Annotated in this window: 12 protein-coding genes; 1 reads left to right on the top strand and 11 read right to left on the bottom strand. The window is 63.1% G+C overall.

Annotation, left to right across the window (positions count from 1 at the left end; genetic code table 11):
- Nucleotides 1-16: 16 nt before the first annotated feature.
- From NKH16_RS28255 to NKH16_RS28205, 11 genes are all read right to left on the bottom strand, one after another.
- Nucleotides 17-1,348, bottom strand: coding sequence for an ABC transporter substrate-binding protein (locus NKH16_RS28255; RefSeq protein ID WP_352516270.1), 1,332 nt, complete (start codon nucleotides 1,346-1,348; stop codon nucleotides 17-19).
- A 49-nt stretch (nucleotides 1,349-1,397) separates the two neighbouring features.
- Nucleotides 1,398-2,435 (bottom strand): branched-chain amino acid ABC transporter permease, encoded by a 1,038-nt coding sequence (locus NKH16_RS28250; protein WP_352902989.1) that lies wholly within the window; start codon nucleotides 2,433-2,435, stop codon nucleotides 1,398-1,400.
- 3 nt (nucleotides 2,436-2,438) lie between these two features.
- A complete protein-coding gene (locus tag NKH16_RS28245) occupies nucleotides 2,439-3,335 on the bottom strand; it encodes a branched-chain amino acid ABC transporter permease (protein ID WP_023722895.1) in 897 nt (298 codons plus the stop codon).
- Nucleotides 3,335-4,237, bottom strand: coding sequence for an ABC transporter ATP-binding protein (locus tag NKH16_RS28240; protein WP_352902986.1), 903 nt, complete (start codon nucleotides 4,235-4,237; stop codon nucleotides 3,335-3,337). Before NKH16_RS28240 ends, NKH16_RS28245 begins: the two co-directional genes overlap by 1 nt.
- Before the next feature lie 55 nt (nucleotides 4,238-4,292).
- Nucleotides 4,293-5,393, bottom strand: coding sequence for a dimethylsulfone monooxygenase SfnG (sfnG, locus tag NKH16_RS28235; RefSeq protein WP_023722893.1), 1,101 nt, complete (start codon nucleotides 5,391-5,393; stop codon nucleotides 4,293-4,295).
- A gap of 27 nt (nucleotides 5,394-5,420) precedes the next feature.
- Nucleotides 5,421-5,990, bottom strand: a complete 570-nt coding sequence (gene msuE / locus NKH16_RS28230) for an FMN reductase (RefSeq protein ID WP_352902983.1) — start codon at nucleotides 5,988-5,990, stop codon at nucleotides 5,421-5,423.
- Nucleotides 5,991-6,199: 209 nt separating this feature from the next.
- Nucleotides 6,200-7,087, bottom strand: a complete 888-nt coding sequence (locus NKH16_RS28225) for an ABC transporter permease (RefSeq protein WP_352902981.1) — start codon at nucleotides 7,085-7,087, stop codon at nucleotides 6,200-6,202.
- A complete protein-coding gene (locus NKH16_RS28220; protein ID WP_352902978.1) occupies nucleotides 7,084-8,043 on the bottom strand; it encodes an ABC transporter permease in 960 nt (319 codons plus the stop codon). Before NKH16_RS28220 ends, NKH16_RS28225 begins: the two co-directional genes overlap by 4 nt.
- A gap of 7 nt (nucleotides 8,044-8,050) precedes the next feature.
- Nucleotides 8,051-9,688, bottom strand: a complete 1,638-nt coding sequence (locus tag NKH16_RS28215; protein ID WP_352813646.1) for an ABC transporter substrate-binding protein — start codon at nucleotides 9,686-9,688, stop codon at nucleotides 8,051-8,053.
- Between the two features lie 33 nt (nucleotides 9,689-9,721).
- Complete coding sequence (locus NKH16_RS28210) at nucleotides 9,722-10,498, bottom strand: DUF427 domain-containing protein (RefSeq protein ID WP_352902974.1); 777 nt, start codon at nucleotides 10,496-10,498, stop codon at nucleotides 9,722-9,724.
- A gap of 14 nt (nucleotides 10,499-10,512) precedes the next feature.
- Entirely contained in the window at nucleotides 10,513-11,871 is a 1,359-nt protein-coding gene (locus tag NKH16_RS28205; RefSeq protein ID WP_352902971.1) for an LLM class flavin-dependent oxidoreductase, read from the bottom strand.
- Nucleotides 11,872-12,062: 191 nt separating this feature from the next.
- Here NKH16_RS28205 and NKH16_RS28200 point away from each other — a divergent pair, with 191 nt between their 5' ends.
- On the top strand, nucleotides 12,063-13,865 hold the full coding sequence (locus NKH16_RS28200) for a dipeptide ABC transporter ATP-binding protein (RefSeq protein WP_352902968.1): 1,803 nt from the start codon (nucleotides 12,063-12,065) through the stop codon (nucleotides 13,863-13,865).
- The last annotated feature ends 259 nt before the right edge of the window (nucleotides 13,866-14,124 follow it).

The raw sequence follows: 14,124 nt of genomic DNA, 5'->3' as shown, positions 1-14,124 counted from the left end.
CGCGAGTTGTTTGACTTCAGTTGCTGACCACTGCTTCGGCGTCTTCGGCCGTGCGGATCTTGATGCCCTTTTCCTTGGCATAGGCCTCGGACGACTTCTCGATGATCGGACGCAGCAGCTTCCAGTCGGGCGCAATCCAGTCGGAGACGACGTTCCACTTCTTGCCGTCCCACTGCTGGAAGGTCACGTAGCCGTCACCTTCGTGATTGTCCCAGGAGACGTTGATCGAGTGGAACAGGTCCTTGGCGCCCAGCGCCTCGACGCGTGCCGGATCGAGCTTGAGATGCTCGAAGCCCCAGCGGACTTCGTCGCCGGTGAGCGTGCGGTTGCCGAACTTGGCCTGCGCGATGCGGACCGCCTCGACATTGAGGATGCCGTTGACGATGCCGAGATTGTGGTAGACCGAGCCGATACGGCTCTTTTCCTCGAGATTGCCTTTGCCGGCGCCGTAGACCGTTTTGACGATCTCCTGGACCACCGGATACTGCTCGCCTGACGCCTGGGTGGTGATGGCCGTATAGCCCTTGGCGGCATCGCCCGCGGGGATCACATCCTCTTCCGAATTCGACCAGACATTGCCGACGATGTGATCGGCCGGGAAGCCGGTCTTCTGCGCGGTCTTGAGCGCAACCGGGTTCATCACGCCCCAGCCGCGCAGCACCACATAGTCGGGATGCTCGCGACGGATCGTCAGCCACTGCGCCTGCTGCTCGTTGCCTGGATGCGGAACCTCGATCTGCGACAGCTCGAAGCCGTATTTCTGCGACAGCAGCTCATAGATCGGAATCGTCTCCTTGCCATAGGGCGAGCCGTGATAGAGCACGACGATCTTCTTGCCCTTGAGCTTGTCGAGGCCACCTTCCTTGGAGGCGATATAGTTCACGATGCCCGAGGTCTCGCTGTACGGATTGAGCAGCAGCGGGAAGACGTAAGGGAACACGCGTCCGTCCGTGGTGTCGGTGCGGCCGTGGTTGATGGTGATCAGCGGCACCTTGTCATCGGTGATGCGGTCGATCATGGCATAGGCGATGCCGACCGAAAGCGGGTTCCAGGCGGCGATGCCGGGATTGCTCTTCAATCGTTCATAGACCTCGACGCCCTTCTCGACCTCATACTGCGTCTCGCCCTCGCTCCAGGTCAGCTTGACGCCGTTGACGCCGCCGTCGCGGATGTTGATCAGGTTGAGATAGTCGATGAAGCCGCCGAAGAAGCCGGTGCCGCCGGCGGCATAAGGGCCGACGCGGTAGCTCTGCAGGGGAAAATACTGCTCGTCGGCGTGGACCGCCGTCGCGCCGAGGACGAAGGCCGTGGCGATCGCCGCTTTCTTGAGGTGACTGAAGAAGGTCATGGATTGCGTCTCCTGAGGTTGTGGTCCGTGAGAGGATGTCGAGCGGCGCTCAGCTGGACCTTGAGCCGATCCGTCGTTTCAGGCGGTCGAAGAGGGCCGACAGCCCGTTCGGTTCCGCGATGAGGAAGATGATGATGAGCGCGCCAAGCACGATGCGCTGGCTCATGTCGAGAACACCCGAATCGAACAGTCCGCCAAACAGGAAGGCGCCAAGCCGCGACAGGATGAGCGGAAAGATGACGATGAACGCCGCTCCCAGAAAGGCGCCGCGTATCGAGGCCAGCCCACCGATGATGATGATGAACAGGATCTGGAACGAGCGGTCGAGATTGAAGCCGGCCGGCTCGACGGTGCGCAGATAGGTGAAGGCCCACAGCACCCCGGCGACGCCGATGATGAAGGACGAGATGGCGAACGCGAGCAGCTTGGTCTTCAGCACAGGGACGCCGATCACCCGCGCGGCGGTTTCGTTGTCGCGCACGGCGATGAAATTGCGGCCGGTCGCGCTGTTGACCAGGCGCCAGACGAGCGCCGTGAGCACGATGACCGTGGTCACCGAGAGCAGGTAGCGGCCCGTCGCCCTGTCGAGCGAGAAGCCCGCAACGGCAAGGTGCGGCGCCGATATCACCCCGGAAGGGTTGTCGTTGGAGAACCAGCCGAACTTGGTCAGCGCCCACTGCACGAAGAACTGGGCGGCGAGCGTCGAGACGGCGAGATAGAAGCCGCGCAGGCGCAGGCTCGGCAATCCGAACACGACGCCGATGCCGGCGGCCGAAATCCCGGCCAGGATCATGGTCGCAGCCAGCGGCAGTCCTTCGACCCGAAGGTTGAAATTGTAGGCGGCGAAAGCGCCGACCGCCATAAAGGCGGAGGAGCCCAGCGAAAGCTGGCCGCAATAGCCGGTCAAAAGGTTGAGGCCGACCGCCGCCAGGCTGAGCGCAAGGAACGGCAGCAGGATCGCCTCGACGAGATAGCTCGACGCATAGGCGGGGATCAGGCCGTAGGCCGCGGCAATCAGGGCGACGGGCAGAGCTAACCTCTGCCAGTCGATGGGAAGCCTTGCGGCATCGAGCGCTTGCACGGCCATCGGTCAGACCCTTTCGACAGTCTTCTGGCCAAACAGGCCGGAGGGGCGCACCAGCAGCACGACCAGCGCCAGCGCATAGGCGAACCAGCCTTCGATGCCGCCACCGACAAAGGGTCCGAGGTAGACCTCGGCGAGCTTCTCGCTGGCGCCGATGATGAGGCCGCCGACGATGGCGCCGAGGATGGAATCGAAGCCGCCAAGCACCAGCACAGGCAGCGCCTTCAGCACGATCAGCGACAGCGAGAACTGGACGCCGAGGCGCGCGCCCCACAAGAGCCCCGCGACCAGTGCCACGAACCCCGCGGCCGTCCACACCGTCCCCCAGATCCGGGGCAGCCGCAGCCCGACGGCGAGCGCGGCGAACTGGTCGTCTGCGACGGCGCGAAACGCCAGGCCGATGCGGGTCCAATAGAAGAATGCGCTCAAGCCGGCGACCATCGCCGCGGCAATGCCTGCAGCAAGAAGATCGAACGACGATATCAGGATACCGCCGACCTCGAACGGCGTGTCGTCGATGCCGAGGTCGAGCCCGTGCACCTGCGTGCCCCACACCAACTGGGCAGCGCCTTCAATGATGTAAGACAGGCCAAGCGTGGCCATGAACAGCGTCATCGGCGAGCGATTGACCAGCGGCCTCAGCACAGTTCGCTCGATGGTGAAGCCCAGCGCAACCATGACCGCGAGGGTAATGAGCAGCGAAAGCGCAAACGGGATGCCGCGTTCGACAAGGCTGACAAAGGTGAGTGCGGCGAACAGCACCATCGACCCTTGCGCGAAGTTCAGCACGCCCGACGTCTTGTAGATCAGCACGAAACCGATGGCGACGAGCGAATACATGACGCCTGAGAGCAAGCCACCGACCAGCACCTCGATGACGAAGAGGAAATCATAGTAGCTCATCAGATGCCCTCGCCATGTTCGCCTTCGGCGGTGCCGATATAGGCCCGGATCACCGCCGGATTGGCCCTGACCTCGGCCGGTGTCCCGTCGGCGATCTTGCGGCCGTAGTCGAGCACGGCGACGCGGTCGGAGAGCCCCATGACCACGCCGATGTCGTGTTCGATGAGGATGATGGTGACGTCGTGCCGGTCGCGCGCTGCGCGCACGAAACCGGCCATCTCGGCCTTCTCGGTCGCCGTCATGCCGGCCATCGGCTCGTCGAGCAGCAGGATCTTCGGCTCGGCGACAAGCGCGCGCGCCAGTTCGACACGCTTCTGCAGGCCGTAGGGCAGCGTTGCGACCAGGCGATCGGCGACGGCCTCGAGATGCAGGAAGGCGATTGTCTGGTCGACCTTTTCAGCGATCGCGGCATCTTCGCGCCGGGCGCGCGGTAGACCGGCGATATGTTCGACGAAGCTGGCGCGCCGGGTGTGGACGCGGCCCGACGCGATGTTGTCGCTCACTGAAAGCCCACCGAACAGTGCCAGGTTCTGGAAGGTGCGCGCGACGCCGAGCCGTGCCAGACGGCTTGCCGACACCCGGGAGAAGGACTGGCCATCGATCGCGATCTTGCCCTGATCGGCGTGATAGAGGCCGCTGATGATGTTGATCAGCGAGGATTTGCCGGCGCCATTGGGACCGATCACAGCGCGAATCTCGCGGCGTTTGACCTCGAGGTCGACATCCCGCAGGGCCGTGACGCCACCAAAGGAAATGCTGATCCCGCCCAGCGCCAGGATCGCATCAGCCTTTGCCGACAGGCGCGCCGGGCGCGTGTCCTCGACGGGACCAGCACCAGCAAGAATGCCGGAAATTTCGGGCGCGCGCTCGTATGCGGCGGCTCCCAGCGAAGCACCAATCATGAAACGTCCCTGATTTTGAAGGCGTGCGGGCGGCGGCCTGAAGGCCGCGCCTGTCCTATTCCGCGGCGACGAGCTCCCTGTCGCGCGCCGCTTCCAGTTCGCGCACCAGAGGGATGACGCGCTTGCCGAAGAACTCCACCTCTTCCTGGAAATGCAGGAAGCCGAGCAGGATCAGATCCGCGCCGGCATCCTTCAGCTTGAGGATGCGTTCGGCAATCTGTTCCGGCGTGCCGATGAGATTGCTGCGGAAGCCGTCATTGTATTGGACAAGATCCTCGAAAGAGGATTTCGCCCAGTTACCCTCGCCTTCCGGCGAGGCCTTGCCGGCATTCTTGACCTGATCGGCGAAACCCTGCACCGCCTCCGGATTGGCCTTGGCGATGATCTCGTCGAGCACGGTGCGCGCTTCTGCCTCGGTTTCGCGAGCGATGGCAAAGGCGTTGACGCCGATCTTGACCTTGTGGCCATTGGCCTTCGCCTTGGTCTTGATGTCATCAACCTGCTTCTTGATCTCTTCCGGCGTGTTGCCGTTGGTGAAATACCAGTCGGAAACCCGCGCAGCCATGTCGCGCGCCGCGCGTGATGAGCCGCCCTGGAATATCTCCGGCTGCGGATCGATCGGCTTCGGCTTCATCGAGTAGTTGGTAAAGCGATAGAAGTCGCCCTTCAGAGTGAAATTGTCCTCGGTCCAGATGCCGCGCAGCGCACGGATGAATTCCTCCGAGCGGCGATAGCGCTCGTCGTGGTCGAGCCACAGCTCGCCGATGGCGGCGAACTCACCGCGGAACCAGCCGCTCACGACATTGACCGCGACACGGCCATTGGTCAGGTGATTGATGGTGGCTATCTGCTTGGCCGCCAGCGCTGGATTCCATGGGCCGGGCAGGATCGCCGCGATGACTTTCAGCGTTGTGGTGGCAGCGAGCAAGGCATGGCTGAACGAGACGGATTCGTGCTGGTTGTCGGCGCCATAGCCGGCCGTGAAGCGTATTTGGCTGAGCGCGTAGTCGAAGCCGTTGGCCTCGGCGATCTGGGCAAGCTTGCGGTTATAGTCGATGTCCCAGCCTGTCCGCTGCTCGATGTTGGAGATGACAAGGCCGCCCGAGACGTTCGGGACCCAGTAGGCGAACTTCACGTTGTCGGAATTCGAGGTCATTTCGTTCGTTTCCCCTTTTGATTGGCTTCAACCGACGCGCGTGACGACGGCAGTGTTTGCATCACTGGAATTAAGCAAGGAAATCGCTTCGGTAGCGGCCCGTGAGATGCGCTCGATAATCGCCGCGCGGACGATCTTGGCATCGACGAAATCGTCGGGCGCGCCGTAGACGCCGGTCGGGACGGTGACGGCCCCGAAAAAACCGAACAATGGCCGGAGCTGATGTTCGAGAACCAGGCCATGGTATGGACTTCCGCCGGTTGCCGCGAGAAGCACGGTCTTGCCCGTCAGTGCACGATGATCGACGAGGTCGAACAGGTGCTTGAGAGCGCCGGTGTAGGACGCCCGATAGACCGGCGTTCCGACCACGAGCAGGTCGGCCTTCTCGACACGCTGGATGATCGCTTCGCCAGACGCGCCGAGCGCACGACGAGACAGCCCGGCGAAAATCGAAGGCGCCGCCTCGGTGATTTCGATCAGGCCGGTTTCTGCCGGGACGCGCAAGGCGACTGCCTTGACCAGCGCGTTGACCACCGCGGTAGTGCGCGATGGTGTGCTTACGCCGCCGGATATTCCGAGAACCGATAGCCTTGCCAACTCGTCAATCTCCCGGACCCTGCATGCGCATCAGGTCATTTCCAAACCTCTTGGAGGTGTGGAAGAACATGGGGTTTACCGAGCGGAGCGGCCAGGAACTACGTTCCGATTTTTCGGCCTCGCGGAGAAAAATGCCGTTCTGCTAATGGACGTAGCAATGTCCGTATAGCGAGCAGACCGAAGCTCAGGCCATCAATACGGCTTCGCATTCATCCATCACCATTTTCAAACGCGCCTAAGCCTTGGGCAATTAGGTTCGTTGCCATGACCAGTGAAACGATCGCGCCGGAATTGAAAACGACGACCCACCATTTACCGCCGGACAGGAAGCCGTAGCCGTCGGCGACGGCTAGCCCCCAATCGGCCGACGGCGGCTGGATGCCGAGGCCCAGAAAACTCAGCGTCGCGATCGAAAAGAACGCGTAGCCCAGCCGAGTGACGAACTCGATGAGGATCGTCTCCCTGATGTTGGGCAATATCTCCAGGAACATGATAGCGAGCGCGCCTTCGCCGCCAAGCCGGGCGGCGCTGACATAGTCGCGCTGCTTCTGCTCGCGCACGGCGGCGCGGACGGTGCGCGCCACCAGCGGCGCATAGGCGATGCCGATCACCAGGACGACGGTCAGGTTCGACGGCCCGATCGCCACCAGCGTCATGGTGACGAGAACGATGAATGGAAACGCCATCAGTGTATCGAGCAGCCGCGCGCCGATGGCATCGGTGAGGCCATCGAAATAGCCGAGCACCAGGCCGATGATGCTGCCGGCGGCAACGCCGACCAGCGTCGCCAGCGGCGCAACCAGCAGGATATCGCGCGATCCGACGACAATGCGGGACAGCAGGTCGCGGCCGAGCTGATCGGTCCCGAACCAATGCGAGGCATCGGGCGGCGTCAGCATCGCCAGAAAATCCTCGGCATAGGGATCATACGGAACGAAAAGATTGCCTGCTACCGCGCATACGACCCAGAACAGTAGCAGCAGCGTTCCGATCACGACCGATGGGGGCAGTCCGGAGAAGGCACTGCCGATCCTGCGCACCGCCGGAAAACCGGCCACGGCGCGCCGTGATGCGGGAAACTCCGTCAGATCCGTCATGGCGAGGTCCGACGGCGTTGCCGCGGATCGAGCAAGGCCAGCACGAAGTCGCCCGCCGCCGCCGAAAGAACAAAGATTGCCGCCATCACCAGCACCCCCGCTTCAAGCATCGGGAAATCTCGCGCCTTGGCCGCGTTCAGAACCAGATTGCCAAGTCCCTGGATGCCGAACAGCGCTTCGATCACAACCAGCCCGCCAAGCATGTATCCGGTCTGCGTCGCCAGCACCGCGATGGTCGGGGTCAGCGCATTGCGCAGCACGTGCCGAAGGATGATCTCGCGCCGCTCAAGCCCTTTCAGGACGGCGGTGCGTGTGTAGTCGGCGGCCATCGCCTCGATCACGCCGGCCCGCGTCATCCGGGCGATGTAGCCGGCAAGATTGAGCACCAGCGGCAGCGCCGGCAGGATCAGATAATAGCCTTGCGTCCAGAAGCCCGCGCCATCCGGCGCAACGCCTGAGATCGGGAACCAGTTCAGCCACAGGCCGAAAACGATGAGCAGCATCAGGCCGGACACAAAATCCGGCACGATGCCGAAGGAGACGCCCGCCATCACGATCAGCCGGTCGATGAGGCGGCCGGCGTTGAGACCGGCGATGACACCGCCGCCAACCCCGAGCGGAATGAGAAAGACCAAAATAATGCCGGCAAGGGATGCGGAGCGCTTCAGGCTCTCCAGCACGAACGGGGCCACCGGCGCGCGCATCGAAAGCGAGGTGCCGAAATCGCCTGACACCGCCTTGCTGAACCAGAGCCAATACTGGACGAGAACTGACTGGTCGGCGCCCAGCCGCTTGTTCAGCTCCGCCACCGCCTGCGCGTCGGCAAAAGGCCCGAGCATCACGCGGCCGACATCGCCGGGCAAAACCTGCCCGGCGAAGAAAACCAGGACACTGACAAGCCACAGCGTGAGGACAAGAGTGCCGACACGCGCTGACAGAATGCGGCCGGTCAGCATGTCGCGATCATGCCTGGACGAAGGAAACGCGATCGAGCAGCAGATGCGAGATTGCGGTGAAGCGCACGCCCTCGACCTTCGAGCTGACAATCCGGCTGTATTGCGAGAAGTAGCTGATGATCGCCGGCGTCTCGTCAAGCAAAAGCGTCTGGATCTTGCCGGCAGCAAGGCGCTGGGCATTGAGGTCGCGCGCCTTCGAGTAGTCGAGCAGCAGCGCATCATAGCCGGGGTTGTTGAAATGCGCCGCGTTCCAGGCTCCCGTACTCTTCAGCGTGGCGTTGAGGAAGATGTCGGGCGTGCCGCGATGGCCGTAGTCGGTGATGCCGAGAACCGAATCCAGCCAAGGCGAGCTGCCGAAGGTCGCCGAGCCGTAATAGGCGTCCTGCGGCAGGACATTGAGCTTGACATCGATGCCGATCTTTTTGGCGAAGTTCTGGATGATCACCGCATAGTCGGGAATGTCATAGGCGCGTTCGGTGGTCAGCGTCACCTCGAAGCCGTTCGGCACGCCAGCCTCGCCAAGCAGCCGCTTGGCTTCCGTGATATCGTGCTTGCGCTGCGGCACCGACGGATCGGCCGAAGGGAAGATCGGCGCGAACGGGGTGTCGTTGCCGACGATGGCGCGGCCCTTCAGCAGCCCCTTGACCACCGCCTCGCGGTCGATGGTGAGTGCCAGCGCGCGGCGGATGCGCTTGTCGGTGAACGGCGCCTGGTCGGTTCTGAGATGCACCTGGTCATGCGAGCTTGCCTGCACGCTGAGCAGCTTGAAGTTGGGGTTGCCCTCGATCGCCAGTTCCAACCGCGTCGTGCTGGGGATGACGTCGAGCTGGCCGGCCTGCAGCGCCAGCACCTGCGCCTGCTCGTCGTCGAAGAACTTGATCTCGATGCGGTCGGGAAGTGCCTTCTCGCCCCAGTAATCCGGATTGCGCACGAAGCTGGCGCCTTGCTTGGGACGGAAGGATTCGAGCTTGAACGGGCCGGTGCCGTTGAAAGTCTTCTCGAAATCGCCGGCATAGTCGGCCGGCAGGATGACGGCATTATAGACGTCGGAGGAGACATAGAAGGGAAAGTTGCTGTTGGGACCGTCGAGATCGAAGGCGACTGTCTGCTCGTCGACCAGTTTGGCGCCACCCTTGGACAGGATGCCCTTGTAGGCTGAGAGCGCCGACGAGCCGCTGGCGGGATCGACCAGCCGCTCGAAGCTCGCCACCACGTCCCTGGCGGTGACCGCGCGGCCATCGTGGAATTTCACCCCTTGCCGCAATTTGAAGGTCCAGCGGCTGGCTGTCTCGTCGGCCTCCCAGGACAAGGCGAGCTTCGGCTGGAGACCGTCCTTCGGATCGTCGAGGATCAGATATTCGCCGACCTGGCTGATCACCCCGATGCTGGCCGGATCGGTCACCGAAACCGGATCGATCGCCTTGGTCGGCTGACCGAGCCCGACACGAACCGTGCCGCCGGCGGCGGCCGCGGCGCGTGCGGCTCCGAACCCCTGCGAGGCGGCAAAGCCTGTCAGGCCGAGCAGTGCGGCGTATTTCAGGAGATCGCGGCGCTTGAGAAAGCCGCCCTGATATTCGTCGACGGCGACATTCCAGATGTCCCCCGACAGGCTGCGAAGTGCGTCGATATCCCTGCGTTTGGTCATGTTAAACCCTGCTTTGAAATGAAAATTGAAAACCTATGCGACGGGTTCGCCGTCGAGATGGATGCGGTCAACGGCCTGCGGATAGAAGGCGATGAGGCCTTTGATCTTCGGCATTTCGACGATTGGATCCCGGTAGCTCCAGGCGATGTCCGGGCGCACCGTTCCGTCGCTCAGCAGCCCCGACCAGTAGGAGGCAATGCCCTTGTAGGGACATCGCGTCGTTGTAACGGACGCCGTCAGCCGCTCCAGCCGGATGTCTTCCGCCGGCAGATAGAAACGCGTCGGCAGATGCGTCTCGAACAAAAGCACCGGGCGGTGACTGTCGGCGATCGGCTCGCCGTCGAACCAGACCTGCACATGGCTCGTGCTTTGCAGCACATCAATGCGCGCATAAGGGTCTCGCGCATGGACGAAGACCTCTTCGTCCTCCTCGAACCATTGGTCGACGGCCTTCCAGGTGAAGGCGATCCGCCCGGCCAGGGACGCCAGCGCTTCGTCCGGCGGCGAGATGAACGCCCACGCCGCGTTGGCACTGCGCCTGTCGCCGCTGTCGATATCCCAATAGGCCGTCTCGCCACCGACTGGATGCGGTTCGCGATGCAGCGAGGGCTTCAGCACCGACGGGTCTACCGCTGACGGCGGGAAGAAATAGATCGGCAGGAAATGGTTGGAGCGCAGCACCAGCACGTTGCGGCTGTCGGCGATGGTGCGGCCGCCGAATTTGACGCGCACACGCTTGGGACCGTGCAGGACATTGACGAGCTGCGGCGCGGTGGCTTCGCGAGGCTGCAATCTTGGCGCGACGGTCATGATCGTTCTCCCGGTCAGGACACGGCGCGTGCGTTGTCGCGCTGCTCGGCGAAGCGGTTTGCCGGCCGCGCCAGACCGAAGCGGTCGCGCAGCGTTCCCGGCGCGTATTCGGTCGGGAACACGCCGCGGCGCTGCAGCTCCGGCACCACCTGCTCGGCGAAATTCACCCAGTCCTCGGGCAGCAGCGGGAACATCAGGTTGAAGCCGTCGGCGGCGCCTGAAACGAACCAGTCCTGCAGCTGGTCGGCGATCTGCGCTGGGGTGCCGGCGACGGTCGGCACCGAACCGCTGTTGGCGAGCTTGCGGGCAATCTCACGCAGGCTGAGATTCTGCTTGGCCCACTGCTTGACCCGGTTGAGCGATGTGCGCCCGCCATTGAAGGTGCTCTCGTCCGGCAGCGGCGGCAGCGGCCCGTCTGGCGGATAGACGGAGAGATCGATGCCGCTCCAGCTGGACAGAAGGTCGATGCCGACCTGATCGGGCAGCAGGGTTTGGAGGTATTCCTGCTTTTCGCGGCCTTCCGCCTCGGAAGCGGCGACAATCGGCAGGATGCCCGGCAGGATCTTGAAGCTCTCCGGCCGCCTGCCGTGGCGGGCAAGCCGCTCGTTGATATCCTGGCGATATTTGATTCCATCCTCCTTGGTGCTGTAGACGGCGAAGTGGGCATCGGCCTGGGCGGCGGCGAAGTTCTTGCCGTCCTCGGACGAGCCGGCCTGGACGATCAGCGGGTGGCCCTGCGGCGGCCGCGAGACGTTGAGCGGCCCGCGCACCTTGAAGTGCTTGCCCTTGTGATCGATGGGGTGGACCTTGTCGGGATCGGCGAAATAGCCCGTCTCCTTGTCGATCAGCAGCGCCTCGTCTTCCCAGCTGTCCCAAAGCGCCTTGACGATATCGAGGAATTCGGCCGCGCGCTCATAGCGGAACGCATGTTCGATGTTGCCGTCGCGGCCGAAATTGCGCGCCTCCTCGTCCATGGCCGATGTGACGACGTTCCACGACGACCTGCCCTTGCTGATATGGTCAAGCGAGGCGAACATGCGCGCAACATTGTAGGGCTCGCTGTACGAGCTCGACACCGTGGTGATCAGGCCGATGTGTTTGGTCACGCCGGCCAGTGCCGACAGCAGCGTCAATGGCTCAAGGCGGGCATTGGCGTAGTGGGCGACACCGCTCTTGACCGAATCCCAGATCGAAACGTGGTCGGCGACGAAGATGGTGTCGATCCTGGTCCGCTCGGCCGCTTGCACGAGATCACGGTAGAACTCGAAGTCCAGCACCTCCCGGCCCGGCGCCCGCGGATGGCGCCACGACATCCGATGATCGCCCTGCGGGTTGAAGAAAAATGCGCTGAGGATCATGTGGTCTCGAGCCATGCCAGTCTCCTTCCAGATCTGCCCTGGAGATTGTCGCACTGCTTCGGCAAGCGGCGACAATCGCTCTTGAGCCATGAAAGTTAGATTGCGCTCCGTCCTAATTCGAGTAACTTTATAGATATAATGCGTTGCGAAAGTGGAAGCGATTGCCCTCGATCGCGACGCTGGAAGAAAGTGGTTTCAAGCTCCCAATGTCCTCCTCGGTTCTGAACGTCGACCAGCTTTCCATCGCCTATGAAGGGCGCAATGGATCGCATCCCGCCGTCAGTGGCGTCTCCCTGCGCATAGGCGAAGGCGAAGCACTCGGCCTTGTCGGCGAGTCTGGATCGGGGAAAAGCTCGGTGGCGCTCGCCATCCTGCGCTATCTGCCGAAGAATGCCCGCATCGCGGCGTCAGCGCTGGAGTTCCAGGGCCGCGAAATCCGCGACCTCTCCGCCGAGCAGTTGCGCCAACTCAGGGGAAATCACATCGCCGCCGTCTACCAGCACCCGGGCGCGGCCCTCAACCCAAGCATGACGATCGGCCGCCAGATCACCGAGACGATCATGCGGCATCGCCCGGTGCGCCATGACGAGGCGCGCGAGCGGGCTTGCGAACTGCTCGGGCGCGTTCGGGTGAGCCATCCGGAGCGGGTGCTGGGGCTCTATCCACACGAACTCTCCGGCGGCATGCAGCAGCGCGCCAACATCGCCATCGCGATTGCGCTCGACCCGTCGCTGCTGGTGCTGGACGAGCCGACGACGGCGCTCGACGCCAGCGTTCAGTCCGAGATCATCGCCATCCTCTCCGGCCTGCGCAAGGACCACAAGACCAGCATTCTGCTGATCAGCCACGACATCAACATGATCCGCCGCTCCTGCGACCGGGTGGCGGTGATGCAGTCGGGAACCGTGGTCGAAAGCGGCGCCGCCGGCGATGTCTTCGACAACCCCTCTCACGCCTATACGAAGGCGCTGATCGCCTCGATCCCGGCGCTCAACTACACGAAGCGGAATGGAAGACTGGCGGAGACGGACGGCCTGCCATCGCACTCGGCCGTCCAGAATGAAGATGCCGGCGAGCGCAAAGAACGCCGAATCGCGATCGCCTGTAAAGGTATCAGCCATGCCTTCGGCAGCCAACCGGTGCTCAGCAATGTCGATCTCGATATCGGCCACGGCGAGACCTTCGGGCTGATCGGCGAGTCCGGTTCCGGCAAGTCGACCCTGGCAAGGATCGTCACCGGCCTACAGATGCCAGACGCCGGATCGGTCGAACTGTTCGGCAGGACGGTCGCACCGCGCGTCGAGAAGAGAAGTCTTGGCGAACGCCGCGATGTGCAGATGGTTTTCCAGTCGCCGGATCGCACGCTCAACCCGCGTCAGCGGATCGGCAGGATCCTCGGCCGCCCGCTACGCCGGCTCGCCGGCCTGCGCAGCAGTGAGATAAATGCCCGCATCAGCGATTTGCTGCAATCGGTTCGCCTTGCCGGCGCCACAGCCGAGCAGAAGTCGCGATCACTATCCGGCGGCCAGCGGCAACGGGCGGCCATCGCACGGGCCTTCGCCGGCGTGCCGAAGGTCGTGGTGCTCGACGAACCCACTTCGGCGCTCGACGTTTCCGTCCAGGCAACCGTTCTCAACCTGCTCAACGACCTGCAGCGCGACAAGGACACGACCTATCTGTTCATCAGCCACGATCTCAGGGTCGTGCGCTACATGGCCGACAGGATCGGCGTGCTGTACCGCGGCCGCCTGGTCGAAACCGGCTCATCCGACCAGATTTTTCACGGGCCCAATCATCCCTATACGAAACTGCTGCTGGCGGCGTCTTCAGACGATGCAGCGCCGAAGATCATCTCTCAGGCCGACATCGCGGCGGGCCCGAACCAGGGATGCGCCTTCGCCGGCCGTTGCTCGATCGCTGTTGCCGATTGCAGGAAAGCCGAACCGCCCCTCAGCCAAGCTGGCGACGAGCACCTGATCGCATGTTGGCGGCTCGACCAAGGTTCATGAAGACGGATCATCATTCTGAAGATCCGTCGCGCTCGCGAGGAAGGCACGATGGAGCTGATCCCCGTCGCAAAGTGCCAAGAGACCGGGAGCTGCGGCCGTTCGAGGCGTGGATAGCAGGAAGCTTGGCGATCAGGCATCCACCGTAGTCACAGGCAAGCTCGCATGGCATTTCGTCTGAGGCTCGCTCCTTACAAGGCAATGTCTACAAGTTTGATAGACATTTGCTAAGAAGCCGGTCATACTGCGCTCTTCAAGTGCC

The organism is Mesorhizobium sp. M1307 (assembly GCF_040318155.1).
Taxonomy (GTDB): domain Bacteria; phylum Pseudomonadota; class Alphaproteobacteria; order Rhizobiales; family Rhizobiaceae; genus Mesorhizobium.
The sequence above is the reverse complement of the archived record's forward strand: the minus strand, read 5'-3'. Positions and strand labels throughout refer to the sequence as shown.

Coding starts and splice junctions, on each gene's coding strand:
- sfnG (WP_023722893.1), bottom strand. CDS start 5,393: ATGACCTCGAATTCCGACAACGTGAAGTTCGCCTACTGGGTCCCGAAC.
- NKH16_RS28225 (WP_352902981.1), bottom strand. CDS start 7,087: ATGACGGATCTGACGGAGTTTCCCGCATCACGGCGCGCCGTGGCCGGT.
- NKH16_RS28245 (WP_023722895.1), bottom strand. CDS start 3,335: ATGAGCTACTATGATTTCCTCTTCGTCATCGAGGTGCTGGTCGGTGGC.
- NKH16_RS28220 (WP_352902978.1), bottom strand. CDS start 8,043: ATGCTGACCGGCCGCATTCTGTCAGCGCGTGTCGGCACTCTTGTCCTC.
- NKH16_RS28255 (WP_352516270.1), bottom strand. CDS start 1,348: ATGACCTTCTTCAGTCACCTCAAGAAAGCGGCGATCGCCACGGCCTTC.
- NKH16_RS28210 (WP_352902974.1), bottom strand. CDS start 10,498: ATGACCGTCGCGCCAAGATTGCAGCCTCGCGAAGCCACCGCGCCGCAG.
- NKH16_RS28205 (WP_352902971.1), bottom strand. CDS start 11,871: ATGGCTCGAGACCACATGATCCTCAGCGCATTTTTCTTCAACCCGCAG.
- NKH16_RS28200 (WP_352902968.1), top strand. CDS start 12,063: ATGTCCTCCTCGGTTCTGAACGTCGACCAGCTTTCCATCGCCTATGAA.
- NKH16_RS28240 (WP_352902986.1), bottom strand. CDS start 4,237: ATGATTGGTGCTTCGCTGGGAGCCGCCGCATACGAGCGCGCGCCCGAA.
- NKH16_RS28215 (WP_352813646.1), bottom strand. CDS start 9,688: ATGACCAAACGCAGGGATATCGACGCACTTCGCAGCCTGTCGGGGGAC.
- NKH16_RS28250 (WP_352902989.1), bottom strand. CDS start 2,435: ATGGCCGTGCAAGCGCTCGATGCCGCAAGGCTTCCCATCGACTGGCAG.